At 69.5% G+C, this 26,405-nt stretch carries 20 protein-coding genes; 3 read left to right on the top strand and 17 right to left on the bottom strand.

Features of this window, described 5'->3' with window-relative positions; genetic code table 11:
• Window positions 1–92: 92 nt before the first annotated feature.
• The 3 genes from AC3AP7_RS21000 to AC3AP7_RS20990 form a co-directional block, all read right to left on the bottom strand.
• Window positions 93–1,511 carry an ATP-binding protein gene (locus AC3AP7_RS21000; RefSeq protein WP_487364483.1) on the bottom strand — a complete coding sequence of 473 codons (1,419 nt, stop codon included), beginning with the start codon at window positions 1,509–1,511 and terminating at the stop codon, window positions 93–95.
• On the bottom strand, window positions 1,508–2,167 hold the full coding sequence (locus AC3AP7_RS20995) for a response regulator (protein ID WP_487364482.1): 660 nt from the start codon (window positions 2,165–2,167) through the stop codon (window positions 1,508–1,510). The genes AC3AP7_RS21000 and AC3AP7_RS20995 overlap by 4 nt, the downstream gene beginning before the upstream one ends.
• Window positions 2,168–2,311: 144 nt before the next feature.
• A complete protein-coding gene (locus tag AC3AP7_RS20990) occupies window positions 2,312–2,539 on the bottom strand; it encodes a hypothetical protein (protein ID WP_487364481.1) in 228 nt (75 codons plus the stop codon).
• Between the two features lie 638 nt (window positions 2,540–3,177).
• Between AC3AP7_RS20990 and AC3AP7_RS20985 the strand changes: the two genes are divergently transcribed.
• Window positions 3,178–4,296, top strand: coding sequence for a 3-deoxy-7-phosphoheptulonate synthase (locus tag AC3AP7_RS20985; protein WP_487364480.1), 1,119 nt, complete (start codon window positions 3,178–3,180; stop codon window positions 4,294–4,296).
• A gap of 79 nt (window positions 4,297–4,375) precedes the next feature.
• On the opposite strand, the gene AC3AP7_RS20980 is transcribed toward AC3AP7_RS20985, so the two are convergent.
• The 12 genes from AC3AP7_RS20980 to AC3AP7_RS20925 form a co-directional block, all read right to left on the bottom strand.
• Entirely contained in the window at window positions 4,376–5,842 is a 1,467-nt protein-coding gene (locus tag AC3AP7_RS20980; RefSeq protein ID WP_487364479.1) for a heavy metal sensor histidine kinase, read from the bottom strand.
• Complete coding sequence (locus AC3AP7_RS20975; RefSeq protein ID WP_487364478.1) at window positions 5,842–6,525, bottom strand: heavy metal response regulator transcription factor; 684 nt, start codon at window positions 6,523–6,525, stop codon at window positions 5,842–5,844. The genes AC3AP7_RS20980 and AC3AP7_RS20975 overlap by 1 nt, the downstream gene beginning before the upstream one ends.
• A 163-nt stretch (window positions 6,526–6,688) precedes the next feature.
• Window positions 6,689–8,212, bottom strand: a complete 1,524-nt coding sequence (locus AC3AP7_RS20970; protein ID WP_487364477.1) for an efflux transporter outer membrane subunit — start codon at window positions 8,210–8,212, stop codon at window positions 6,689–6,691.
• Window positions 8,209–9,432, bottom strand: coding sequence for an efflux RND transporter periplasmic adaptor subunit (locus AC3AP7_RS20965; RefSeq protein ID WP_487364476.1), 1,224 nt, complete (start codon window positions 9,430–9,432; stop codon window positions 8,209–8,211). Before AC3AP7_RS20965 ends, AC3AP7_RS20970 begins: the two co-directional genes overlap by 4 nt.
• Window positions 9,433–9,454: 22 nt before the next feature.
• Window positions 9,455–12,658 (bottom strand): efflux RND transporter permease subunit, encoded by a 3,204-nt coding sequence (locus tag AC3AP7_RS20960; protein ID WP_487364475.1) that lies wholly within the window; start codon window positions 12,656–12,658, stop codon window positions 9,455–9,457.
• Between the two features lie 290 nt (window positions 12,659–12,948).
• Window positions 12,949–14,658, bottom strand: coding sequence for a SulP family inorganic anion transporter (locus tag AC3AP7_RS20955; protein WP_487364474.1), 1,710 nt, complete (start codon window positions 14,656–14,658; stop codon window positions 12,949–12,951).
• 524 nt (window positions 14,659–15,182) lie between these two features.
• Window positions 15,183–16,280: a LacI family DNA-binding transcriptional regulator gene (locus AC3AP7_RS20950; protein WP_487364473.1), complete on the bottom strand. Its 1,098-nt coding sequence runs from the start codon at window positions 16,278–16,280 to the stop codon at window positions 15,183–15,185.
• A gap of 24 nt (window positions 16,281–16,304) precedes the next feature.
• The gene (locus AC3AP7_RS20945) at window positions 16,305–17,558 is read right to left on the bottom strand and encodes an ABC transporter ATP-binding protein (RefSeq protein ID WP_487364472.1); all 1,254 of its coding nucleotides are present in this window, start codon (window positions 17,556–17,558) and stop codon (window positions 16,305–16,307) included.
• A 3-nt stretch (window positions 17,559–17,561) separates the two neighbouring features.
• Window positions 17,562–18,464 (bottom strand): carbohydrate ABC transporter permease, encoded by a 903-nt coding sequence (locus AC3AP7_RS20940; protein ID WP_487364471.1) that lies wholly within the window; start codon window positions 18,462–18,464, stop codon window positions 17,562–17,564.
• Window positions 18,461–19,297 carry a carbohydrate ABC transporter permease gene (locus AC3AP7_RS20935; RefSeq protein WP_487364960.1) on the bottom strand — a complete coding sequence of 279 codons (837 nt, stop codon included), beginning with the start codon at window positions 19,295–19,297 and terminating at the stop codon, window positions 18,461–18,463. The genes AC3AP7_RS20940 and AC3AP7_RS20935 overlap by 4 nt, the downstream gene beginning before the upstream one ends.
• A gap of 110 nt (window positions 19,298–19,407) precedes the next feature.
• Window positions 19,408–20,646 carry an ABC transporter substrate-binding protein gene (locus AC3AP7_RS20930; RefSeq protein ID WP_487364470.1) on the bottom strand — a complete coding sequence of 413 codons (1,239 nt, stop codon included), beginning with the start codon at window positions 20,644–20,646 and terminating at the stop codon, window positions 19,408–19,410.
• 62 nt (window positions 20,647–20,708) lie between these two features.
• Window positions 20,709–22,100 (bottom strand): GH1 family beta-glucosidase, encoded by a 1,392-nt coding sequence (locus tag AC3AP7_RS20925; protein WP_487364469.1) that lies wholly within the window; start codon window positions 22,098–22,100, stop codon window positions 20,709–20,711.
• A gap of 565 nt (window positions 22,101–22,665) precedes the next feature.
• Here AC3AP7_RS20925 and flhD point away from each other — a divergent pair.
• Together flhD and AC3AP7_RS20915 are read left to right on the top strand one after the other, a co-directional pair.
• Complete coding sequence (gene flhD / locus AC3AP7_RS20920) at window positions 22,666–22,983, top strand: flagellar transcriptional regulator FlhD (RefSeq protein WP_487364468.1); 318 nt, start codon at window positions 22,666–22,668, stop codon at window positions 22,981–22,983.
• Window positions 22,984–23,220: 237 nt separating this feature from the next.
• Complete coding sequence (locus AC3AP7_RS20915) at window positions 23,221–24,498, top strand: EAL and HDOD domain-containing protein (protein ID WP_487364467.1); 1,278 nt, start codon at window positions 23,221–23,223, stop codon at window positions 24,496–24,498.
• A gap of 8 nt (window positions 24,499–24,506) precedes the next feature.
• Here AC3AP7_RS20915 and AC3AP7_RS20910 read toward each other — a convergent pair whose 3' ends face one another.
• Both AC3AP7_RS20910 and AC3AP7_RS20905 read right to left on the bottom strand, forming a co-directional pair.
• Window positions 24,507–25,718, bottom strand: coding sequence for a lysozyme inhibitor LprI family protein (locus AC3AP7_RS20910; protein WP_487364466.1), 1,212 nt, complete (start codon window positions 25,716–25,718; stop codon window positions 24,507–24,509).
• A gap of 417 nt (window positions 25,719–26,135) precedes the next feature.
• Complete coding sequence (locus AC3AP7_RS20905; RefSeq protein ID WP_487364465.1) at window positions 26,136–26,324, bottom strand: hypothetical protein; 189 nt, start codon at window positions 26,322–26,324, stop codon at window positions 26,136–26,138.
• Window positions 26,325–26,405 lie beyond the last annotated feature (81 nt).

The raw sequence follows: 26,405 nt of genomic DNA, 5'->3' as shown, positions 1-26,405 counted from the left end.
AAGAAAATCTTAAGTACCGCGCGGCCCATGGCTTTCACACCCTTGCACACCGCCGGCCACCGCGCGCGGCCGGCTGGGGCGCCGCGCGACGATTACCCGTCCGCGCGCGCCGGTGCCGCCCCAAGGCCGGGAAAGACGACACGCACGGCAAGCCCGCGCCCGTCGATGCCGGGGCCGAAACTCAGCTGCCCGTCAAAGCGCTGCGCGATCCGTGCGACGATCGACAGGCCGAGCCCGCTGCCGCTCGCGCGGCTGCCGGACACGCGGAAGAACCGGTCGGTGAGCCGGCTGCGATCCTCGCCGGACACGCCGGGCCCGTCGTCGCGCACGGTCAGCGCCGCGCGCCGCGCGTCCCCCTCCAGCACCAGTTCGACGGTTCCGCCGCTGCGGCCATACTTGATCGCGTTGTCGATCAGGTTCGCGAGCAGCACGGACACGAGCGTCGGCTCGGCGAGAATCTCCGGCGCCGCCTCGCCGATCAGCGCAAGACCGATGCCCTTCGCCGCCGCGCCGTCCCGGTGCGCGTCGAGCGCAGCCCGCACCGCGCGCGCGAGCGACATGCGCTGCACCGACAACGCGTCGCTTTCGTCCAGACGCGCGAGCACCAGCAGTTGCTTCGCGAGATGGGTGCTGCGATCGACGCCGTGCACGACCCGCTGCATCGCGATGCGCTGCAGCGCGACGTCGTCGGCGGCGAGCGCCACCTGCGCCTGCACCTTGATCGCGGCAAGCGGCGTCTTGAGTTCGTGGGCGGCGTCGGCGGTGAACGCGCGCTCGCGCTGCAGCGAACGATGCAGGCGCCCGAGCAGATGATTGATCGCCTCCACCAGCGGGCGCACCTCCTGCGGCGCGCGGCGTGCGTCGATCGGTTCGAGCCGGTTCGCATCGCGCATGCTGACCGCCGCGGACAGCGCGCTGATCGGCGCGAGGCTGCGGCTCACGCTGATCCCGAGCAGCAGCGCGATCACGGGCAGCGACAGCAGGACCGGTCGCGCAATGCGCCAGGCGACGCCAGACACCAGGTCGCTGCGCTCGTTTGCCGGCTCGAACACGTTCACGGTGCGGCCGCTCGCCGCGTCGTGAAATGCGTAGGCGCGCCACGGCGCGCCGCCGATCGTCACCGGATGGGGCGCCGCGCGCGCGCCGGAATCGCCAGCGCCGATGCCGATGCCGGACACCGCGAACGGCGGGCTCGCCACGATCGCCCCGTGACGATCCTCGACGACAAACCAGGCCCGGCGCGGCTGCTTGTCCGTGTCCGTGGCGTCGTCGGTTGTGCCGCGGCGCGGATATTCGGTGCGGGTTTCCACGCCGTCTTTCGCGAGCGTCGCGAGATCGGCGGCATCGAGCTTCGCGAGCATCGTGGCGAGCTGCACGAGCCGCGCGTCGTCCCACTCGCCGACCTCGTCGGCCGCGCGCGCGTAGCTCAACGCCAGCGCGACGCTCCAGACCACGGTAATGCCCGCCAGCGTCAGCAGCAGCAGGCGAGTGCGTATCGACAGGGCCGTCATGGCTTCTCGATCACATAGCCGATGCCGCGCACCGTCCTGATCAGCTCCGCCCCGAGCTTCTTGCGCAGGTTGGAGATATGCACCTCGACCGCGTTGCTCTCCACTTCCTCCTGCCAGCCATACAGGCCCTCTTCGAGCCGCGCGCGCGATTGCGGCACGCCCTGGTTGGCCAGCAGACGGATCAGCAGCGCGCACTCGCGCCCGGTGACGGGCACCCGCGTGTCGTTGCGCATGACCGTGCACGCGGCGGGGTTCACGGTCAGTTCGCCGTGGCGGATCAGCTCGACGCTGCGGCCCTGCGAGCGCCGCAGCAGGGCACGGGAGCGCGCGATCAGCTCCGACAGCTCGAACGGTTTGCCGAGGTAGTCGTCCGCGCCGGCTTCGAGCCCCTCGACGCGCTCGCTGACCGTATCGCGCGCGGTCAGCACGAGCACCGGCGTGTCGTTGCCGGCCTGGCGCAACCCTTGCAATACCGCTGTTCCGGGGAGACCGGGCAGCCCCAGATCGAGAATGACGAGGTCGTAGGCGGTCGTCACGAGCGCGAGCCTCGCCGCGTTGCCGTCGACGGCCCAGTCGACGGCCATCCCGGACTGCCTGAGCGCCGCCTCGACACCGCTGCCGATCAGGTCGTCGTCTTCAACAAGTAATACGCGCATACCGGACTCGCCTTTCCCCTGGACGATGCGCCGCGCGGGCAATGGGGCACTGCACGCCCGCGTGGCGGCAACGCCTGCATTGTATGCCCACGTGCCCGCGCGCTCGCCGGCCCCGGGCCGCGGGGAACATGCGCCCGCGCGGCGTCAGTCGGCCGTCGCGTGGATGCGGACCGTGCCGCGCGCGGTCGGCAGCAGAAAGCTCGCCACGCGGCCCGCGCGGACGTCGAACAGCAACTGGGTCAGCTCTTCGAGCCGCGTGTGCAGAGGATCGGCCGCGCCGTGGGCGGGCTCGTCCGCGCGGGCGACGAGGCCCTGCCGCTCGGCCACGACCCACGCGACAGCACTCGATCGCGTGACGAAATACTCTTCCATGCCCTCTTCCTGCGGCCCGGCGCGGTGTCGCGCCGGGCGATCCGGTTCCATGCAGGCGGGGCGCGACGCGCAAGCCGCTCCCAGGCCGCCGTGCCATTGTATCGGCTGACCGCGCGCGGCGCTTTCTGGCTGCCCGCGCGCGGCACGCATGCGGGGGCGCAGGGGCGTGTGCTCGCGGAGACACGGGGGCACGGGGGCACGGGGGCACTGGGGCATGGGAGCACTGGAGCACTGGAGCACTGGGGCACTGGGGCACTGGGGCACTGGAGCACTGGAGCACTGGAGCACTGGAGCACTGGAGCACGCAGACACGGGCAGGCCGCGACGCGCCGCGTCACGAAGCCGTCCGCGTCCGCGCGCGCCGCCATTCGGTTACGATGTCGGCCTGGCATCCGCCAGCGGGCGCGCCCGCCGCCGTTTCCGGCAGGAATTCATCGGTTCCGGCCCGGACCGGGCACCGCGCGCTGCGCACGGATCCCGCCGCTTTCGAACCTGCCCGGTCCGCGCCCGCGCGAACCGGGCGCCGCACCCGCGCCGCCGATACGCACTCGCGCGCCGCACGGGCCGCCCCTGGGGTGGGCCCGTGCGCCGCGCGCATCCGGCAGCGGGCGCGGCCGCCCTACCCCAAGGAGCCCGCTTTGAACACGCTCGACAATCCTTCCCACGACCGCGAGGTCGGCGTCGCCGATGCGACCCAGGACACCACCCGCATCGACGACGTGCGCATCGGCGCAGTCCGTCCGTTGATCTCGCCCGCGCTGCTGCAGGACGAACTGCCGGTGCCGCCCGCCGTGCAAACGCTCGTCGAGACCAGCCGCGCGGCGATTGCCGACGTGCTGCACGGCCGCGACGAGCGCCTCGTGCTGGTGGTCGGCCCCTGCTCGATCCACGATCACGACCAGGCGCTCGATTACGCGCGCCGCCTGAAGCAGGCCGCCGACGCGCTGCGCGAGGACCTGCTGATCGTCATGCGCGTCTACTTCGAGAAGCCGCGCACCACGGTCGGCTGGAAGGGCTACATCAACGACCCGCGCCTCGACGGCAGCTTCCGCATCAACGAGGGGCTGCGGCGCGCGCGCCAGCTGCTGCTCGACATCAGCGGCCTCGGCCTGCCGACCGCCACCGAATTCCTCGATCTGCTGAGCCCGCAATACATCGCCGACCTCGTCGCATGGGGCGCGATCGGCGCGCGCACGACCGAGAGCCAGAGCCATCGCCAGCTCGCGTCCGGGCTGAGCTGCCCGATCGGCTTCAAGAACGGCACCGACGGCGGCGTGCAGATCGCCGCGGACGCGATCGTCGCCGCGCGCGCCAGCCACGCGTTCATGGGAATGACGAAGATGGGCATGGCGGCGATCTTCGAGACCCGCGGCAACGACGACGCCCACGTGATCCTGCGCGGCGGCAAGCAGGGACCGAACTACGATCGCGCCGCGGTCGAGCATAGCTGCGCGGTGCTGCGCGCGGCCGGCCTGCGCGAGCAGGTGATGATCGACTGCTCGCATGCGAACTCGAACAAGTCGCATCAGCGCCAGATCGACGTCGCGAACGATATCGCCGCGCAACTGGCGGCGGGCGAGCGGCGCATCGTCGGCGTGATGATCGAGAGTCATCTCGAGGAAGGCCGCCAGGATCTGAAACCGGGCGTGCCGCTGCGGCGCGGCGTCTCGATCACCGACGCCTGCCTGGGCTGGGCGCAGACCGAGCCGGTCCTCGCGACGCTCGCGGCGGCCGCGCGGCAGCGCCGCGGCGGGTGAGCGCGACCGGGGGATCCCTGAGCGGCCACCGGACGGCGCGCCGGCGCCGCATCGACCGCGCCCGCGCGGCGCGCCGCCGCTAACCGCGCGCGCCCGCCTCGATCCCGGCACGGCGCGCGCGCGCCGCCGCCACCCCGTCGCCGGCCGCGGGCATCGCCGCGTCGCGCGCGCCCTGGCTCGCGAGCGGCGCCGCATCGATCCAGAACGCGAACGTATTGATACCGTTCGCACTGCTTACCGATACGCCACCGCGATGCATTTCGGCGATCGCCTTGACGATCGCGAGCCCGAGGCCATGATTCTCGCGGCTGTTGGTACGCGACGCCTCGGCGCGATAGAAACGGTCGAACAGGTGATCGAGCGTCGACGGGTCGATCGGCGCACCGGGATTGGCCACCGCAATGCGCACCCGCTCCGCTTCGCGTGCGATCGTCACGCTCACGGTGTCGCCCGGCAGGCAGTGCTGGATCGCGTTCATCAGCAGGTTCGTGCACGCGCGTCCGAACAGCGACCGGTTCACCGGCGCGCTCGCGTCGCCGCGCGATTCGACGCTCACACGCGCCTCCTCGAACGGAATCTCCAGATAATCGAGCGTGCGCGCGACCTCCGCCGCGAGCGACACCTCGACGAGGCCGGTCGCGCGCTCGCCCTGATCCGCGCGCGCAAGGAACAGCATGTCGTTGATGATTCCGCGCATGCGCTCGAACTCTTCGAGATTCGACTGCAGCGTGTGGCGCAGGTCGTCCACCGAGCGATTGCGCGTCAGCGCGACCTCGGTCTGGCCGATCAGGATCGTCACCGGCGTGCGCAGTTCGTGCGCGACATCCGCGTTGAACGATTCGAGCCGTCCGTAAGCGGCGTCGAGACGTTCGAGCGCGCCGTTGAACGAGTGCGCGAGGTCGTTGAGTTCGAGCGGCAGCGATTCCGTATTCAGCCGCTGCGAGCGGTTGTTCGCGCTGACCTCGGACGCCTCGCGGCTCAGTTGACGCAGCGGCGCAAGACCGATCCGCGTGACCGAATAGCTGAGCAGCAGCACCGCGAGGCTGCCGAGCGCCGACAGCGCCGCCAGCGCCGCGCCGAACGCGCGCATCGTGCGCACGTTCGGCTGGCAGCTTGCCGCCACCTGCAGCTGCACGGTCGGGCGCACGCCGCTCGCGGGAATCTGCAGCGTGTTCGTGAGCATGTCGAAGCCGCCCGTGCGCGGGTGGATCCGCTGATAGCCGCCCGCCCATTGCGCGCGCACCGCGCCCTGCACCGGCGCGCCGTAATTGAACGTCGGCTCGCCGCTCGACACCGCGTAGCGCGTCGAGCCGTCGCGCGGCGTCATGTCGGCGAGCTTCTCGCGCGCGATGTGCCATTTGTCCAGCGTAACCGCGTGATAGACGATGATCTTCGCGATCTCCGTACGGTCGTCGAGCGACTCGCGCAGATGGTGTTCGAGCTGCGTGCGCAGCACGAGAAAGAGGCCCGTGCCGACCAGCGTGAACACCGACAGCGCAACGAGCGCGAACATCAGCGCGAGGCGCCGGGCAATCGAGCGGTTCATCACGCCTCCCCGTCGTCGCGCACTTCGAGCACGTAGCCCATGCCGCGCACCGTGTGCAGCAGCTTGGTGCGAAACGGTCCGTCGAGCTTCGCGCGCAGCCGCTTGATCGCGGTTTCGACGACATTCGTATGGCTGTCGAAATTGACGTCCCAGACGAGCTCGGTAATCGCAGTCTTCGACAGGATGTCGCCCTGGCGGCGCGCCAGCACGCTCAGCAGCTGGAACTCCTTTGCGGTGAGGTCGAGGCGCACGCCCTCGCGTGTCGCGCGCCGGCCGATCAGGTCGACGAACAGGTCGCCGACCGAAATGAGCGTCGACTCCTGCGCGCGCGTGCGCCGCGCGAGCGCATGCAGGCGCTCGACGAGTTCGAGGAACGAGAACGGCTTCGTCAGATAATCGTCCGCGCCTTCGCGCAGACCGCGCACGCGGTCGTTCACATGATCGCGCGCGGTCAGCATGATCACCGGAGTCGACTTGCGCTGACGCAGCGCGCGCAGCACGCTGAAGCCGTCGCGCCTCGGCAGCATCACGTCGAGCACGATCACGTCGTAGTCGAATTCGGTGGCCAGATGCATGCCCTCCTCGCCGTCGAGCGCGACGTCGACCACCCAGCCCTGTTCCGTGAGCCCCGAGCGCAGGTAATCGACGACCTTCAGTTCGTCTTCGACGATGAGCAGTTTCATGTGCGCCCTCCCCTCCTCACCATTATAGGAAACGCGTCGCCGCGCCCTCGCTGCCCGGCGCCGCGCAGCCAGCCTACGAGGCGCGGCGCGCCGGCGCCCGGTTTGCGCTCAAGTCGCGCCCGGGTGGCGCCCGGGTGGCGCCCGGTTCGCCCTCAGTTCGCCCTCAGTTCGCGCGCGGCGCGCCGGGTGCCGCAGTGCCTGCCGCAGTGGCCGCAGTGGCCGCGGCGGCAGCAGCAGCGGCGGCGTCGGCCTGCGGCTGCCAGCCGCCGCCGAGCGCCTTCACGAGCGAGACCGCCAGCGCCATCTGCTGGCCGTGAATCTGCACGTCGGTGCGCTCGCTCGTGAGCAGCGACTGCTGCGCGCTGATCACGTCGAGGTAGGCAACGAGGCCGCCGGAATAGCGGTCGTTCGCGAGCGACAGCAGGCGCTGTGCATCGGCCACCGCGGCATGCGACTGCTGCGACGCGCGATCGAGCACCGACAATCCGCTGATGCCGTCCTGCACCTGCTGGAACGCGTCGAGCACGGTCTGCCGGTAGTTCGCCTCGGCCATCCGGTAGCCGGCGCTCGCGTACTTCACGCCGGCCTCGCGACGCCCGCCGTCGAACACGACCTGGCCGAGCGTCGCGCCCACCGTCCACATCAGCGCGGGCGCGGAGAACAGGCTCGCGAGGCTGGTGCTTTCCCAGCCGATACCCGGCGACAGCGTGAGGCTCGGAAAGAACGCCGCGCGCGCGACGCCGATCTGCGCGTTCGCCGCGGCCATCGCGCGTTCGGCCGACGCGACGTCGGGACGCCGCTGCAGCACGTCGCTTGGCACGCCGAGCGGAATCGCCGGCACCTGCATCGCGATCACCTTCGGTGCAAGCGAGAACTGCGGCGCCGGCACGCCGATCAGCGCCGCGATCGCATGCTCGTACTGTGCGCGCTGCACCTGCAGCAGTTGCGCCTGCACGCGCGTTGCATCGAGTTCGGAACGCTGTTGCGCCACGTCGAGTCCCGACACCGAGCCGAGCTCATGCTCGGTCTGCACGAAGTCGAGCGCCTTTTGCTGCAGCACGACCGACTGGTTCAGCACGTCGATTTCGGCATCGAGTTCGCGCATCGCATAGTAGTCGGTGGCGAGACTCGTGCCCAGTACGAGCCGCGCATTGGCGAGATCGTCGCGCGCCTGGTCGGCGGAGGCCTGCGCGCCCTCGACTTCGCGGCGGATGCGGCCGAACAGGTCGGTGTCGTAGTTGATCGCCGGGCCGACCGTCAGCGCGTTCTGCACGGTCGACTGGTTGAGCACGCCGTAATTCGTCAGCGGCCGGTCTGCGGAAATCTTCAGGCGCTCGGCCTGCGCGCCGAGATCCACCTCGGGAAGCTGCTGCGCGGCGGTCCCGGCGAGGGTCGCCTTCGCCTGATCGTAGTGTGCGAGCGCCGACGCGAGGGTCGGGTTCTGCGCGAGCGCCTGCTGCTCGAGCGTATCGAGTTGCGGGTCGCCGAAGCTCGCCCACCAGTGCGGATCGAGCGGCGCATGCGACGGCGCGGCGACGCGCCAGTACGAGTCCGTGCGCCACGCGGGCGGCGCCGCGACGTGCGGCGCGCGATAGTCCGGGCCGACCGTGCAGGCGGCGAGCAGCGCCGCGCCGCCGCACAGCGCCGTACGGCGCGCCGCCCGCACAAGGGCACGGGCGCGCTTCACGACGCCCCCTTGCTGCTCTCGGCCGCCGGCTCGATCTGCACGTGATCGCCGTCCGCGATCGAATCGCTCGGGTTGATGATGACCTTGTCGTGCGTCGTGACGCCGCTCTCGATCTCGAGCGTCTGCCCCAGATCCTGCGCAATCACGACCTTGTGCAGATGCACGATGCCGTGATCGTCCACCACCGCGAGACGCGGCCCCTCCGCGCGGAACAGCAGCGCGTTGCCGGGCACCCGCACGTTCGCGAGCGCCTTCGCCGGCACCGCGACCTGCACGTAGGCGCCCGGGCGCAGCACGCCGTCCGGATTCGGCAGGCGCGCCTCGATCTGCAGCGAGCGCGTCGCCACGTCGATCGCCCCGGCGATATGGGTGATCGTCGCGGTGAACTGGCGGCCCGGCAGTTCGGGCTGCGTCACGACGACCTGCTGGCCGACCTGCACGTTCTGCGCATATGCCTGCGGCAACTGCACGTAGACGCGCAGCGGATCGGTCTGCGCAAGGGCGAACAGCGCGCGGCTCGTGCCGCTGCCCGCATCGATCAGGTCGCCGACATCGACGTTGCGCTGCGTGATCACGCCGTCGAACGGCGCGACGATGTGCTTGAACACCTCGAGCTGTTCGAGCCGCTTGACGTTCGCATTGGCCGCATCCAGATTGGCGACATCCTCGTTGTACGCGCCCTCGCGGTCGTCGAGCTCCTGCTGCGAGACCGCGTCGCGCTGGCGCAGCTTCACTGCGCGATCGTAGGTGGTCTTCGCGAGCCCGAGCGTCGCGATGGCCTGCTGACGCTGCGCGATCGCCTGCGACAGCTCCTGGTCGATCTCCGGCGTGTCGAGATCGGCGAGCAACTGGCCTTTCTTCACGTGCGCGCCGATATCGACATACCAGTGCAGCAGATAACCGGTTGCGCGCGCATAGATCGGCGACTCGACGTAGCCGCGCAGCGTGCCGGGCAGCGTCGTGACGCCGGCCGCGTCGCTGCGCGTCGGCGTCACGACGTTCACGTACGCCACCGCGTTCTGCCGCGTCGTCGCCTCGACCGCGCGGTTTTGCGCGACGTCGGACACCACGGTGCGCAGCGCGCCGAGCGCGAGCAGCGCGAGCACCACCCACATGACGATCTTCGCGCGCTTCCACTCGCGCCCGCGCGGCGGCAGCGCGTGACCGTCCTCGGATTCGAGCGCGCTAATCGCGAGCGATGCATGTTTCTTTTCAGTCATTTCAATCAGCCGTCATCAAACGTTACGCGTGCGGACCGGCGTCGCCGCCGTCCGTGCCCGATGCGTCGCCGGCGCCCGCGTGCGCGCCGGCGCGCCTCGCGAGCCGCAAATGAATCGCCGCAAACACGAGCGGCACGAAGAACAGCGTCGAGACCGTGGCGAACATCAGGCCGCCGATCACCGCGCGGCCGAGCGGCGCGTTCTGTTCGGCGCCTTCGCCGAGACCCAGCGCCATCGGAACCATGCCGATGATCATCGCACAGGCGGTCATCAGCACCGGCCGGATCCGGCTCGCGCCGGCTTCGAGCGCCGCGGTGAGCGGCGGCGCGCCGCCCGCGAGCCGCTGGCGGGCGAACGCGACCACCAGGATGCTGTTCGCGGTCGCGACCCCCATCGTCATGATCGCGCCGGTCAGCGCCGGCACGCTCAGATGCGTGCGCGTCAGGAACAGCATCCAGACGATCCCGGCGAGCGCCGCGGGCAGCGCGCTCACGATGATGAGCGGATCGACCCACGACTGGAAGTTCACGACGATCAGCAGATACACGAGCACGATCGCCATCGCGACGCCGATGCCGAGCCCGAAGTACGACGAGCGCATCGTCTGCACCTGGCCGCGCACGACGATCGAGCTGCCGCGCGGCAGCGACGCGCGCGCGTGGTCGACGATCCGGTACACCTGGCGTGCGACGCTGCCGAGGTCGCGCCCCTCGACGCTCACGAACACATCGATCACCGGCCGGATGTTGTAGTGCGAGACGATCGCGAACTGCTGGCGCGCCGAGACCTGCACGAGGTTGCCGAGCAGTTGCGTGGGACCGCTGAGCGACGCGGACACGGGCGTGCGCATCAGCTGGTCCATCGACGACACGTCGTATTGCGGCGTCTGCACGGCGATCTGGTACTCGACGCCGTTGCGCGGATCGAACCAGAACGCCGGCGCCGTCTGGAAGCTGCCGGCGAGCGACACCAGCGTGTTCTGCGCGACGTTGCTCGCCGACAGGTTCAGCTGCTGCAGCCGCGTGCGGTCCATCTGCAGGTTGATCACCGGCTCGTCGATGCGCTGCTGGATGTGCGTGTCCACGGTGCCCGGAATCATCCGGATCTGCTTGTACAGCTTGCGCGCCACGTCGAAGTTCGCGAACTGGTCCTTGCCGACGACCTGCACGTCGATCGCCGCGGGCAGGCCGAAGTTCAGGATCTGCGTGACGATGTCGGCCGGCTGGAAGAAGAACTCGACGCCCGGAAAGCGCTGCGGCAGGATCGCGCGCAGCGTGTCGATATAGCCCTGGGTCGGCCGGTGATCGGGCCTGAGCGCGACCTGGATCTCGCCGTCGAGCGTGCCGATCGTGCCCGCGTTGCTGTACGACAAGTTGATGCCGCTGTACGGTAGCCCGAGGTTGTCGAGAATCGTCGCGAGTTCGTCCTGCGGCACGACCTCGCGGATCACCCGCTCGACCTCGTCGGCGAGCCGCGCGGTTTCCTCGATCCGCGTGCCGGTCGGCGCGCGCATGTGCAGCCGGATGTCGCCCGCGTCGACGCTCGGGAAGAAGTCTTCGCCGAGCACGAACACGAGCCCGAGCGAGGCCACGCAGAAGCCGAGAAAGAGCGAGCCGAAGGTGCGCCGGTGCACCAGCACGTGGCTCAACACCACGATGTAGCCCGCGCGCATGCGCTCGAACGCCTGGTCGAAGCGGTGATAGACGCGCATCAGCGGGTTCGGCCGCGCGCCGGACTTCGGCTTGTGCGCATGGCCCATCAGCAGCATTGCGAGGGTCGGCACGAGCGTGCGCGACAGTATGTACGACGCGAGCATCGCGAACACCACCGCTTCGGCGAGCGGCACGAACAGGTAGCGCGCGACGCCGGTCAGAAAGAACATCGGCACGAACACGATGCAGATGCACAGCGTCGAGACGAGCGCGGGCACCGCGATTTCGCCGGCCCCGTCGAGGATCGCCTCGTGCAGCGGCGTGCCCATGTGCAGATGGCGCTCGATGTTCTCGATCGTCACCGTCGCGTCGTCCACCAGAATGCCGACCGCGAGCGCGAGCCCGCCGAGCGTCATGATGTTGATGGTCTGGCCGAGCGCGTGCAGCGCGATCAGCGACGTGAGGATCGACAGCGGGATCGACACCGCGATGATGCAGGTGCTGCGCCAGTTGCCGAGAAAGAGCAGGATCATCGCCGCGGTGAGCGCCGCGGCGATCAGCGCCTCGCGCACCACGCCCTGCACCGCGGCCTTCACGAACACCGACTGGTCGAACAGCGCGGAGATCGTCAGATCGGGCGGCAGCGCCGCGCGCGCGGCCGGCAGCAGGTCGCGCAGCGCATGCACGATCGACAGCGTCGACGCATTGCCGGTCTTCATGATCGACAGCAGCACGCCGCGATGGCCGTTCTGCCGCACCACGTTGGTCTGCGGCGAGAAACCGTCGCGCACGTGCGCGACCTCGCGCAGATAGGTGGTTTCTCCGTTCAGCGTGCGCACCGGAATGTCGTTCAGCCCCGCGATCGTCGTGGGCGAACCGTTCATGTTGACGGTGTACTCCTTCGCGCCGATCTTCACGGTGCCGCTCGGCAGGATCAGGTTCTGCGCGTTGATCGCGTTGACCACGTCGGCGGGCGTGAGCCCCTTCGCGAGCAGCGCGTGCGTATCCAGATCGACCGAGATCACGCGCGTCTTGCCGCCATACGGATAGGGCACCGCCGCGCCCGGAATCGTCACGATCTGCGGGCGCAGGAAGTTCAGCGCGAGGTCGTTGAGCTGCTGCTCGGACATGCGCGGGCTCGACAGGCCGAGCTGGATCACCGGGATGCTCGACGCCGAATAGCTGATCACGAGCGGCGGCGTCGCCCCCGGCGGCATCTGCTTGAGCTGCGCCTGCTCGACCGCGACGGTCTGCGCGATCGCGGTCTGGATGCTCGCGTCGGGCTGCAGGAACAGCTTGATCACCGTGATGCCGGCGCGCGACTCCGACTCGATGTGCTGGATGTTGTTGACCGTCGTCGTGAGGCTGCGCTCGTTCACGGAGGTGACGCGATCGGCCATCTCCTGCGCGGACATGCCGGTAAACGACCAGATGATGCTGACGACCGGAATGTCGATGTCCGGCAGCACGTCGACCGGCGTGCTCAGCAACACATAAGGCGTCGCCAGCACGATCATGATCGCCATCACGATGAACGTGTACGGCCGCTTAAGCGCCAGATTGACAATCCACATTGAAACGCGCCCGATGAAAAACAGGATTGAACGTGAAGCCGCCCCCTCGCGCGCACGCGCGCATCGGCGCTGGCGCGTGTGGATCGGGCGGCGCAGGACGGCGAGGTGCGCCACGCGGTGCGCGGTACGTGCGCGCACGCGCGCCGCACCGCCGGCCTGCACCGGACGACCCGTATGCTAGTGCGCATGCACCAACATCTGCATGGCGCCAAAATGGCAAAACTGTCAGGAAGCCGGCTGTAAGCATGGCCGCCGCCGCCGCCGCGCCTCGCCGGCCGGGCCGCTGCGCGCTACGACGCCTCGTGCGCGGGCACGTCGCCGGGCACGCCGGCCGCGGCAAGCGCCTCGTGCAGCGTGGCGAAGATGCACGACGCGCGGATGATCTCCGTGAGCCCGTGCCGGTCCATGTCGGCGCGCAGATAGGGGTTCACGCGCGCGAACAGCACCTTCGGGGCGCCGCCTTTCAGCTCCTCGAACAGCTCGCCGAGCGAGCGCGCGGCCGAATAGTCCAGATCGGTGATCGCGCTGGCGTCGACGATGAACCAGTTCACCTTGCCCGGCGCGTGCTCCAGCAGCCGGCGCACTTCCTCGACGAAAAAATGGTCGTTCGCGTAGAACAGGTCCGCGCCGAACCGGTAGACGATCAGCCCCGGCGCCGTCAGCACGCCCGGGCGCGCGGCGCGCGGCTGCCAGCGCCCGTCCGGGCCGGGTGCGAGGATCATCGTGTACGGGTGATAGCTGTGGCGCACGTGCCGCAGCAGCGACAGCGCGACCGCGAGCAGGATCCCCTGCTCGACGCCGATCACGACCACCGCCAGCGCCGTCACGACGGCCAGCGTGAATTCGCCGGGGCTCTCGCGGCGAATCGACAACAGCCCTTGCACGTTCACGAGACCCACGGCGATCGTGAACACCACGCCGGCCAGCACGCAGTGCGGCAGATACTGCAGAAAACGGCTGAAATACAGCAGCACGACGATCACGACGGCGGCGAACGCGAGCTGTCCGAGCTGGCTGCGGGTGCCGGCGCGATCGGCCATCGCGGTCTGGGTCGGGCTGCCGTTGACGACGAACGCGCCGCTCATCGCAGCCGCCGCATTCGCGGCCGCAAGGCCGAGGATGTCCGCGTTCAGGTCGACCGGCTCGTGATAGCGCTGTGCGAACACCCGCCCGGCCGCCGCGCTCTGCGCGACGATCATCACGAAGCACGACGCCGCGGTCGGCAGCAGTTCGAGCGTCTCGCGCCAGCCGACCGACGGCAGCCGCAGCGACGGCAGGCCGCCCGCGACCGGGCCGAGCACCGCGATGCCGTGCGCCGCAAAATCACCCAGGTCGCTCGCGACGATCGCGCCGATCACCGCGACGAGCGATACCGGCCAGCGCGGCACGAACCGCTTCGCGAGCAGGATCGCCGCGACCACCGCGGCCGATAACGCGAGCGTCGGCAGGTGCGCGGCCCGCAGATGCGTCGCGACCTGCAGCAACTGGTCGGTGCTGCGGTGCGACGCGATGTTCAGGCCGAGCATGTCGCCGAGCATCGCGATCCCGACCTGCACGCCGACGCCCGCCAGAAAGCCGACCAGCACGGTGCGCGACAGGAAGTCGGCGAGAAAGCCGAGCCGGAACACGCGGGCCACGAGCAGCAGCGCCGCGGTCAGCAGCGCAGTCATGCCGGCCAGCGCGACATACTGGGCGCTGGAGACCGGCGCCATCGCCGAGAGCCGGCTCGCAAAGATCGTCGCGGTCGCGGAATCGGCCGCCACCACGAGGTGCCGCGACGCGCCGAACAGCGCAAACGCGACGAGCGGCAGGAACGCCGTATAGAGCCCGGTCACCGCGGGCATCCCCGCGATGCGCGCGTAGCCGAGCACCTGCGGGATATCCATCGACGCGAGCGACACGCCGGCGAGCGCATCGCGCAACGCGCCGGCGCGCGTGAACGGCAACACGCCTTTGAGCAGGCTGAAACGGGCAGTCAGTGAGTCGGGAAGGTCTCGCATGCGGGGCGGCGCTCGGGGCCGGTGTCAACGGTAAAGCCGCATCGTGCCGCGAGCGGACGGCTGAACGCAAGCGCGAAAAGCGCGGGCGGCCGGCAGGCAGGGCTTCGCGCGCTGAGCGAAGCAGGGGGCGATCCTCGTCGGCCCCGCTGCCGCACGGCCGCTGGGGGGCCGCCGCAAAGAGAAGGAGAAAGCGGCCAGGCCGCCGCGGCGACGGCGCAGCGCAGGCGCTGCGCCACGGCGGGACGCCGGTGGGCGTCTACCGTTTCAGTTGCCCCGTCAGCGGATCCACGTGACGCGCAAATCCAAACAGCGCCGCAATGGCAAACGGGCAAGCGATCAGAATAATTTCCAACATGCCACACCCAGTAACAAAATGTTTCAACGAGTCTAATGAATCGATCGTGCTTTTAAATCGGGGAAAGCCCGCAGCATAGGGGCGTAGCAGGGAAACCCCGGGGGGTTCCCCGGGTTCTTCGGGCTTTTCGCGGCCGCCGCGCGCAACTGACGCCGTGCCGCGATGCGCGCTATGCCCGCGTGCCCGGGCCGGCCGGCTTGCGCGGCCGCGCTGCGCCGACCGCGCCGCGCCGACGTTGCGCGCGCGGCGCCTGCGGCACCGGCGGCGCCGCGCCGACCGATGCGCGCATCGTCACCGTCACCGGAAAGGCGCGCAAGACCGGCAACGCGGTGCCATAGCACTGGTTGATCAGCCAGCGCACCGCGCTCTGCGTGAGGTCGGCGGTCGGGATATGGACGGAGCTGAGCGCGGGCGCCGCGTAGGCCGCCGAGTAGTCGTCGTCGTAGCCGATCACCGAGACGTCGCGCGGCACCGCGAGCCCGGCTTGCTGCAGGCGCGCGAGCGCGCTGACCGCCATCGCATCGTTCGCGCAGAACAGCCCGGTGAAGCGCGCGCCCGCGGCGAGCAGCGCCTCGGTCGCCGCGTAGCCGCCTTCGTGCGAGAAGTCCGATTCGATCATCGTCACGGCGTCGCGCGCGATTCCGTGGCGGCCCAGCTCCGCAAAAAAGCCCGCGAGGCGCTCGCGGTTGTCGGACGCGGCGAACGGCCCGGCGATCACCGCGATCGCGCGATGCCCGTGCTCGACGAGCGTGCGCGCGGCCAGCTCGCCGCCGCGAAAATGGTCCGCGCAGAACGAGGCCTGCGGCCACTGCGCGAACGTGCGATTGACGAACACCATCTTCGGATGCATCTGGTGCAGCCGGATCAGGTCTTCGTCATGCAGGTCGTGGCTGATCACGACGACGCCGTCGCAATCGCGGCCAATCAGGAACTGCACCGCTTCGAGCGCCTGCTCGCGCGGCGATGCCTCGCCGCAGCCGGTCGCGACCACCACGTGACGGTGCACCGCGCGCAGTTCCGTATCGGTCTGCTTCAGGATCGTGCCGTAGTAGGAGCCGAAGAACGTCGGCACGAACAGGCCGATCATGCCCATCGACTGCGTGGCCATCGCGCGGCCGATCGACGAGGGCCTGAAATTCAGCGCGTCGATCGCGGCGCGCACACGCCGCGCCGCATCCGCCGACACGGGCCCCTTGCCCGAGATGACGCGCGAGGCCGTCGACAGGCCGACTCCGGCAAGCTGCGCTACGTCCTTCAGGGTTGCCACATCCGCTCCGTCAAACCGTGCCGCTCAGAGGCGTTCGCCGCCTGCCTCGTCGAACAGCGAAACATGGGCGCAATCGAACGACACGGGGCAAAGATCGCCCACCGCGATGGGCTGCTTGTCCTGATCGATCGATGCGATCTGGCCGCCATCATAATCGAGCCAGACGACGCGATGGTTGCCCATCGGTTCGACCAGCGCGACGCGCAGAGCCAAGGCGCCGCCGCCCGCGGCCGCCGCGCCGATGCGCACGTCCTCCGGGCGCACGCCGAGCACGCACGCGCGGCTCGCTTGCGGTGCTTGCGGTGCTTGCGGTGCTTGCGGTGCTTGCGGTGCTTGCGTTGCTTGCGGTGCATACGATCCGCGTCGCCATGCATAGCCCGAGACGTCGAGCGCAATCTGCGGCGCCCGGAAATGCCGCGCGTCGGCGCGTGCCTCGAGCTGCCCGTGCAGCAGGTTCATCGACGGCGAGCCGAGGAAGGTTGCGACGAACAGGTTCTCCGGCCGCTCGTACACCTCGGCCGGCGTGCCGATCTGCTGGATCGCGCCGCCGCGCATCACGGCCATGCGGGTCGCGAGCGTCATCGCCTCGACCTGGTCGTGCGTCACGTAGATCATCGTCGCGCCGAGCCGCTGATGCAGCTGCTTCAGCTCGCGCCGCAGCTCGGTGCGCAGCTTCGCGTCGAGATTCGACAGCGGCTCGTCGAACAGGAACACGTCCGCTTCGCGCACGATCGCGCGGCCGATCGCCACGCGCTGGCGCTGGCCGCCGGAAAGCTGGGCCGGCTTGCGCGCGAGCAGCGGCCCGAGCTGCAGCATGTCGGCCGCGCGCGCGACGCGCCGCGCGATTTCCGCTTTCGGCGTCCCGTTGATGCGCAGCGCGAACGACAGGTTGCGCTCGACCGACATCGTCGGATAGAGCGCGTACGACTGGAACACGAGCACGATGCGGCGATCCTTCGGATCGGCCCACGTCATGTCCTCGCCGCCGATTTCGATCTGTCCGTCGGCGACGTCGACGAGCCCCGCGATGCTGTGCAGCAGCGTCGACTTGCCGCAGCCCGACGGCCCGAGCAGCACGATGAACTCGCCCGCCTGCACGTCGAGATCGAGCGATTCGATGATCGTGTTCGCCCCGAGCGCGATGCGCAGGCCGCGGATCGACACGCTCGCCGTGCCGGCCGCGCCGGCCGTCGACACCGGCGCTTCGGCCTGCGCGAACCCGGCCGCCGCCGCTGTCCCATTCGCCGCGCCCTTCGCCACTTCTGCGATGCTTGCCATCCCTTATCCCTTGATTGCGCCGGAAGCAATGCCGCGCACGAACCAGCGGCCCGAAACGAAGTAGATCGCGAGCGGCACCAGCGACGTCAGAATGGTCGCGGCCATGTTCACGTCATACAGGCGCTCGCCGGTCGTCGTGTTGATGATGTTGTTCAGTTGCACCGTCATCGGCAGGTTGTTCGGGCCGGCGAACACGAGGCCGAGCAGGTAGTCGTTCCAGATGCCGGTGACCTGCATGATCATCGCGACGACGATGATCGGCACCGACATCGGCAGCATCAGCTGCGCGAAGATGCGCCAGAAGCCCCCGCCGTCGATGCGCGCCGCCTTGAACAGTTCGAGCGGAATGCCCGCATAGTAGTTGCGGAACAGCAGCGTCATGATCGGCATCCCGAAGATCGTATGGATCACGACGATGCCCGGCAGCGAGCTGAACAGGTGCACGCTCGCGAGGATGCGCACGAGCGGATAGACCATCACCTGCGCGGGGATGAACGCGCCCATCAGCAGCACGGCGAACAGCGCGCCCGCCCCGCGCGGCCGCCAGAACGACAGCGCGTAGCCGTTCACCGCGCCGATCGCGATCGACACGAGCGTGCTCGGCACGACGATGCGCACCGAGTTCCAGAAGCCGACCCGGATGCCGGTGCAGTCGAGCCCGGTGCACGCGTGCGCCCACGCGTCGCGCCACGGGGCGAACGTCACGTGCGACGGCAGCGCAAACAGGTTGCCGAGCCGGATCTCGCTCATCGGCTTGACCGACGTGACGAGCATCACGTAAAGCGGCAGCAGGAAAAACAGCGCCGCGCCGAGCAGGAACGCATAGATGCCGAGGCGGGCCGGCGTCCACGTCGCGCGTCGCCGGCGGCGCGGGGCGAGCGCGGCGGCGGAAGCGGGCGCGCTCATCGTGCCGCCCCGCGCGCGCCGGCGCGATGTCGCAGGTAGAGAAACGGTGCGAGAATCGCCAGCACGGTCGCCAGCATCACGATCGAAGCGGCCGAGGCGAGACCGATGTCCGCGCGGTTGAACAGGTAGTCCATGATGAATTTGGCGGGCACTTCGCTGGCCGTGCCCGGGCCGCCCTGGGTCATCGCGACGACCGCGTCGTAGAGCTTCACGACCATCACGAACAGCAGCACGAACGCGGTCGACATCGAGCCGCGCAGCATCGGCACGACGATGCTTGCGTACACGCGCCAGCGCGGAATGCCGTCGACGCGCGCGGCCTTCCAGATCTCGTCGTCGATCCCGCGCAGACCGGCGAGCAGCAGCGCCATCACGAGGCCGGATGCCTGCCACACCGTGGCGATCACGATCGTGTAGATCGCGCCGTCCTGATCGACGATCCAGTCGAAGCGCGCGTGCGCGAAGCCGAGATGGCGCAGCACCTGCTGCACGCCGAGTTCCGGGTTCAGGATCCACTGCCAGACGAGCCCGGTCGCGACGAACGACATCGCATACGGATACAGGAACACCGTGCGCAGCATGCCCTCGCCCACGACCTGCTGGTCGATGAAGATCGCGAGCAGCAGGCCCACCACCATGCACGCGGCAATGAAGCAGACCCCGTAGATCACGAGGTGCTGCAGCGACACCTGCCAGCGGTCGTTTTCGAACAGCCGCACGTATTGCGCGAGGCCCGCGTAGCGGTCGGTCGGCAGGCTGCGCGACAGCGTGAACGAGACGCGCGCGGTCCACAGCATCGTGCCGAGGTACGCGAACACCACGGTGGCCGCCATCGGCACAAGCGCGAGCCACGCGGCGAGCGGCCAGCGCCGCCGCCGCGCGGCGCGGCGGGCGGCATGCCGCGTGGCGGGGGTAGGCAGGCCGATCGCGCGCATCGGGCTGCTCAACTCGTCAGCGCGCGGGCAAAAGCCTTCTGCGCGTCGCTGGCCGATTCGTCCGTGTTCCAGAACTTCGTGATCACGTCCTGCAACGCGCCCTGCACGTCAGGCGAAATCAGCATCTCCGGATTGGGCAACTGGCGCGACTTGTCCTTCATGATCGCCATGCCCTCCTTCGCGCAGATGTCGAACTGCGACGTATCGACGTCCGGCCGGATCGGAATCGAGCCCTTGCGCAGGCTGAACGCGACCTGCGCGTCGCGCGAGGTCATCACGGTGGCGAGCAGTTGCTGCGCCTTGATCGCCCGCGGATTGTCGGTCTTCGGAAACACGAAGACGTCGCCCGCGACCATGTACGGCGAATGCGGACCGAACCCCGGGAAGCAGCCGAAGTCCTTGCCGGCCACCTGGTGCGCGGCCGAGAACTCGCCCTTCGCCCAGTCGCCCATGATCTGCATGCCGGCCTTGCCCGAAATCACGAGCGCGGTCGCATCGTTCCAGTTGCGGCCGGGCGAACCCGGATCGACGTAGCGGTGCAGCCGCTTGAACGTCTCCAGCACGTGCAGGAAGGCAGGCGAATTCACCGCGTTCGGGTCGCGGTCGCGATAGACCTTCATGTACAGGTCCGTGCCGCCGACGTCCGCGAACACCGCGTCGAACGTGATCTTCTCCTGCCACGGCTGGCCGCCGAGCGCGAGCGGAATCAGGCCCGCGGCCTTCAGCTTGTCGAGGTCGGCGAACAGCGCGTCGAACGTCTGCGGCTCGCCGGTGATGCCGGCCTTCGCGAAAGCCGGCTTCGAGTAGAAGAACCAGTCCTGCATGTGAATGTCGACCGGCGCCGCGTAGAAGTGCCCGTTCGCCTTGATCGCGTTCAGGATCGACGGCGGGAAGATCGCGTCCCAGTGCTCTTTTGCCGCGACCGCGTCGACGTTGTTGAGCATGCCCTGGTCGATCAGGTCGTGGAACTGCTTCGACGTGTTGAATTGCGCGGCCGTCGGCGGATCGCCGCCGACGATGCGGTTGATCGTCGTCGCGCGCGCCTGGTCGGCGCCGGCGATCGCGTTGTCCACCCACAGGCCGCCGGCCTTGTCGTACGCCTGCGCAAACTGGCGGACCGCCGCCGACTCCCCGCCCGAGGTCCACCAGTGGATCACAGTGGCTTTCAGCGGATCGGCGTGCGCGACCGCACTGCCGAGCGCGAGCGCCACCAGCGCGCCGCACAGGCCCAGCTTCCTGCTCTTCATTCCGTCTCCTCCAGGCTTCGCGCCTTTGTTTCGGACTGCGATTCGAATGAATGGGGCGCGCGTCACGCGCGCCTGCGCCGCTCGTCGATGAACGCCGCGATCAGCTCGCCGCTGCGCTTGACCGTGCGCTTCTGCGTGTCGTAGTCGACATGCACGATGCCGAAGCGCCGCTCGTAGCCGAACGCCCACTCGAAGTTATCGAGCAGCGACCACACGAAATAGCCGCGCACGTCGACGCCGGCCTGGATCGCGCTGTCGACGGCGGCCAGATGGCGCTTCAGAAACGAGATACGCTGCGGATCGTCGACGCGGCCGTCGATGACCGCGTCGTTCGACGCCATGCCGTTTTCGGTGATGTAGACCGGCGGCAGCCGCGCATACGTGCGGTCGAAGCCGATCAGCAGATCGCGCAGGCCGTCCGGATGGACCTCCCATCCCATCTGCGTGCGCTCGACGCCGGGCAGCGGCACCTCGGTGAAGCCATGCGCGCCGTCGCTGCGCACATTGGTGCGAAAGTAGTAGTTGATGCCGAGAAAATCGAGCGGCGTCGCGATCCGTTCCATGTCGCCGTCGAGCACGAGCGGCTCGGTGCCGGGCCACAGCTCGAACAGCTCGGCCGGATACCGGCCCTTGAAGAGCGGATCGAGAACCCACGCGTTGTGCTGCACCTCGAACAGCCGCGCGGCGCGCACGTCGGCCGCGCTGTCGCTGTTCGGCGTGCCGCGGCCGACGTTCGCGACGATCCCCTTGGCCGACGCCGGATCGTTGGCCCGCAGCACGCCGACCGCGTGGCCATGCGCAAGCAGCAGATGATGCATCGCCTGGGTCGCATGGCGCGTGTCGGCGCGGCCGGGCGCATGATGCCCGTTGCCGTAGCCGAGAAACGCCGAGCACCACGGCTCGTTCAGCGTCGCCCACGCGTCGATCTGCCCCGCGAACTCGCGGCTCACGAGGTCCGCATAGTCCGCGAAGCGATAGACGATATCGCGGTTCAGCCAGCCGCCGCGATCCTCCAGATACTGCGGCAGATCCCAGTGATACAGCGTGACGAACGGGCGGATGCCCTTGTCGTTCAGCCGGCCGAGCAGACGCCGGTAGAAGTCGAGCCCCTTGCGGTTCGGCCGGCCCGCTTCGTCCATCACGCGCGGCCAGGCAATCGACAGCCGGTACGCCTCGAAATTCAGCGCGGCAAGCAGCTCGACATCCGCTTCCCAGCGGTGATAGTGATCGCACGCCACCGCACCGGTGTCGCCCGCGAGCACCTTGCCCGGCGTCGCCGAAAAGGTGTCCCAGATCGACGGCAGGCGGCCGTCCTCGGTGGCCGCGCCCTCGATCTGATACGCGGCGGTCGCGGCGCCGAACAGAAAATCCCTGCGCCACAGCGCCGACCCCACGGGCGGAGCGAAGCGCGCATCGGCGAGTTCAGGGGACAACACAGATGCGTCGAGTGCCACGGATACTCCTGCGAGGGGGAGGGCGCCGGGTTGCGCGAAAGCCGGCTGGAAGGTCGGATGCGGAAAAGTGGAAGCGCTTCCACACGACCAGCGCACGATATCAGCGCGCAAATCGCCGCAGCAATCAGGGTTTGTCTGGATGAGAAAGCGCATCGCCCTGCGATCCGGGACGCCCGCCATTCACGCTGCATCGCGCGACGCGGACGTGCGGCGCGCGCACCCGGTCGGCCAACGGCGCCTCGCTGCGCCGGGTGGATGGAAATACCTGGTTATCCTGATCGATTTTCGATCAGTGTCGGACAGGGCTTCGCGTGCGACATACAGCATGTGCGATGCGGTGCCACGCCCGCGCGCGGCGCACCGCACACCGCGCCGCACAAGATGCGGTAAGGCACGGCGGCGCCGTCCCCTTTCCATGCATTTCCCGGCAATTGTTCGCGCCCGCCGTACAGAATAGACTTGCGCCAAAACGTATCTAAATGTAACTTTTGTTTCAATTCCAGCGCGGCGCATCGGGCAACCGCGCGGGGCACACCACCAATCGCAACCGCGCGGGGATACAACGATGGGCGACGAGCAGACGCAGGGCATGATCCGGGAAATGAATCTCGCCTATCTGATGCTCGCGCAACGACTGCTTCGCGAAGACCGGCTGACCGGCATGTTCCGGCTCGGGCTGAGCGCGCGCAGCGCCGATCTGCTGGCCGGCTTCACGCTGGCGCAGACGGTGCGGCTCGCCGCGAGCGACCAGTTGCTGTGCGATTCCCGCATCGGCGACCACGCGATCCTCGCCGCGCTCGTGCAGACCGACACCCACATCGACGTCTCGCCCGCGCGCACCGCGATCGCACTCGCCAGCCAAAGCGCCCTGGAGCCTGCCTGATGCCGCCTGAGCCCGGGCGGGTCGGCCCGAGCCCGCCCGAGCCCGCCTGAGCGGGTCCGAACCCGCCCAGGCCGAACAACGCCGCGGCCCGGCCGCGGGTTTCTCCGGGCGCCCCCCGCCATCAATATTTCGGCGCCGCGGCCGTTAGTACGGTCAGGAGACGGTCCCTGCCCGTGCGGCGCGCGCCCCAGCCGCCCGGCGACCCCATCATTACCTGTAACAGGCATGACTGACACGATGCAAGACGCTGCCGCCCTGTCGCTGATCGCGATGACGTCGTACCTCGGCCGGCAGCCCATGCTCGACCGCGAGAACCGGCTCGTCGCGTACGAGCTGCTGTTCCGGCCGTCCGGCTCGGACCGCGCGGCACCGGACGACGACGCGCCGCTCGACACGACGCGCGCGACCGCCGACATCCTGGTCGAGACGCTCGGCGAACTCGGGCTCGACAGCGTGCTCGGCGGCGCGACCGGCTACGTCAATGCCGCACGCGACTGGCTGATGAACGAGATGCTGACGCTGCTGCCGGCCGCGCATTTCGTGATCGAGATCGGGCGCGGCGTGCAGGACGACGCGCGCGTCGCGCAGCGTATCGCGCAACTCTCGCAGGCCGGCTACCGCTTCGCGCTCGACGACCTGCGCGAGAGCGCCGACGCGCACGGCGCGATCTTCGACGCCGCGAGCGTCGTCAAGCTCGACGCGGCGCACTGGCGGGCGCGCGCGCTCGCGCCCTTCGTCGCCGCGATGCACCGCGCCGGCAAGCAGGTGGTGGCCGCGAAGGTCGAAACGCCCGAGGTCTACCAATGGGCGCGCGAAGCCGGCTGCGACCTGTTCCAGGGCTACTATTTCGCACATCCGCACCTGCTCGCGGTGCGCCGCATCCCGCCGCTGCGCCACGCGCTCGTGAAGCTGCTGGTGCTGCTGGCGGCGGAACCCGATCTGCCGAGCGTCGAGGACGAGGTAAAGCGCAATCCGGTGCTCGCGATGCAGGTGCTGCGCGTCGCGAGCGCCGCGGACCATCCGCTGCCGCAGCGGCAATTGCGGATCGGCGACGCGCTGCGCATCGTCGGCACCGGATGGCTGCGCCGCTGGACGCTGCTCGCGCTGTACACCGACGGCCAGGCACGCACGCTCGCATCGGATGCGCTCGTGCAGCTGGTCGGCACGCGCGCGCGCCTGATGGAGCTGGCGGCGCGCCGTCTGCGCCCGCACGACAGCGAATTCCACGACAACGCGTTCATGACCGGGATGACCTCGTTGCTGCCGGCGGTGCTCGCTCGCAACCCGGCACAGCTATTCGACGAACTGCATCTGGCCGCGCCCGTGCGCGACGCGATCCAGACGCGGCGCGGCGAGCTGGGACAACTGCTCGGATGCGCGGAAGCCAGCGAAGCGGCCTGCGCCGAGGACGGCCTCGACGCACTCTGCGCGCCGCTGGCGCCGCTCACGCCCGCCGCGATCCGGCTGCTGGCCGCCGCAGCCGCAAGCTGGATGGCCGACCACACGCGCGGCTAGCGCATCGCTCAATCGTCGCCGAGCGCCTGGTTCGCGAGCGCGAGGCGCTCGTCGATCCACGTGAAGACGATGGTATGTGCGGCCGCCTGGGCGTCCGCGTCGCTCAGCCCGCGATTGTCGTGCAGCCAGCGCGCGGTCGCGGCGATCGTCGCCGGCAGCGCGTTCAGCGCCGCCTCGCGCCGCGCGCGCGGCCATGCCTTCTCGTCAGGCCAGTCGCGCAGACTGCTGTCCGGGTCGGGCGCCGCCTTGCGCAAGGCAGGCTGCAGGAAGTCGCGCGGCGAGAGCGTCGCGCGCAGTTCGAGCGCCGCCCAGTCCGCATACGCGCCAAAGCGCAGCGTGCCGGCCGCGTTGTCGACGAAGTCCATCAGCGGATCGAACGCGGCTGAAAGCTGTTGCCACGCGGGCAGTTCGAACAGCTTGCCGGTCGGCGCGCACACCGGTGCGGCGCCGTCGCGGCTCGAACCGTAGAAGCCCGCCATCGTGTCGTACGCCGCCTGGCCCTGGCGCGCGAACACGAAGCAGTGCACATACGGGCGGTCGCCCGAGACGTCGTAGCCGGCACGCTCGATCTGCATGCGCAGCAGCGTGAGCACCCGCTTGCCGGGACTCGCCTTCGGATCCTTCATCACGTCCTGCAGCACCGACTGCCCGAACGGGTCGTCCGTCAGCGCGGCGAACGCCACGCGTTCGCGCGCCTGTGCCTCGGCCGCGCTCACGCCGCTGGCCGGCTCGAACTGATGCAGATAGACGAGCCAGGCCGACGCCAGCCCGTTCTGATACGCGCGCAGCTGCGCCGCGGCATCGGCGGGATGCGCGGGAATCGCCGCGATCGCCTGATCGAGCGCGGCGGCCGCGCGCCGGTCGAGCGCGGTCAGCGTCTGCAGGCGCTGCTTCATGCTGTCGCGCAGACAGGCGTTTTCGTGCGCGGACTGCGCGCGGCAGGCATTGCGCGCGGCGAGCCAGTTGCGCTGATCGGTGCGCAGCGCCGGAAGCTGGTTCGCCGGCAGCGTGTTCAGCGTATCCGTGTAGAGATCGCCCAGTTGCGTATCGAGTTCGCTGAGCGACGCGTCGGCGCAGATGGCCTGCTCGACGCCGGATGCGGCCTTTGCGCAATCGAATGACGCACTCCGCGCCGTACCCGCATGAACGAGCAGCGCGGCGCCGCAGAGCAGGACGCGCCGCATCGCGCGGCCGCGGGCGAGGATGGCAAGGTGATTCATGAATGCCGCCCGCTGGCCGGATTGCGACGGACGGCCCGGATCGCCGGCCGGACCTGCTGCAGCGCGGGGCGCGGCGCGCGGCGCGTCGGCCGCCCTGTCGCCGCCACCCGGATGGTCGACGCGGCCATGTGCCTGCAAGCCGTCAAGACCGGCGGCCGTCGCGGCGCCTGCCGGCCTCGTCCGCAGGCTCGCGCATATCGCGTGCCGCCACCCGAATGTCCTCATCCCTGCTCCCTTCCGCTCGTGCGTTACCTGGTGCGTTGCCTCGGCCGATGCCGGGCGCGCCGGGCATTATCGGGGGGACGCCCTACGCGTGCAAGCGGCGCGGCGGCCGTCGCCGGTCGCGAGGGGTGAGTGTGCGAACCGGCACGAACCGGTGTGAACCGGCACGAACCGGCAGGACCCGGTGCGCACCGGTCAATGGCAGCCGACCGCGCAGATCAGCGCGCCGAGCGCACCCGCCGCGCCGAGGCCGGCGCCGAGACCGAAGGTTTCGAGCGACGTCGCGCATCCTTGCAGGCTGCACAGCGCCGCGAGCGCACCGATCAACACAAGGCGGCGCGCCGTCGTGCGCGCCGCGTTCCGGGATTGACGACGACAGACCATCTGCGTTCCTTGTACGTGAGCCGGCCATGGGCCTCGCGGGATGCGAGCCTGTCGCAGTCTAGCCAGCGCACGTGCGCGCGC

The sequence above is a fragment of the Paraburkholderia sp. PAMB 6770 genome, from assembly GCF_057748135.1.
Note: the sequence above shows the minus strand (reverse complement) of the source record. Positions and strands in the feature narration are given on the sequence as shown.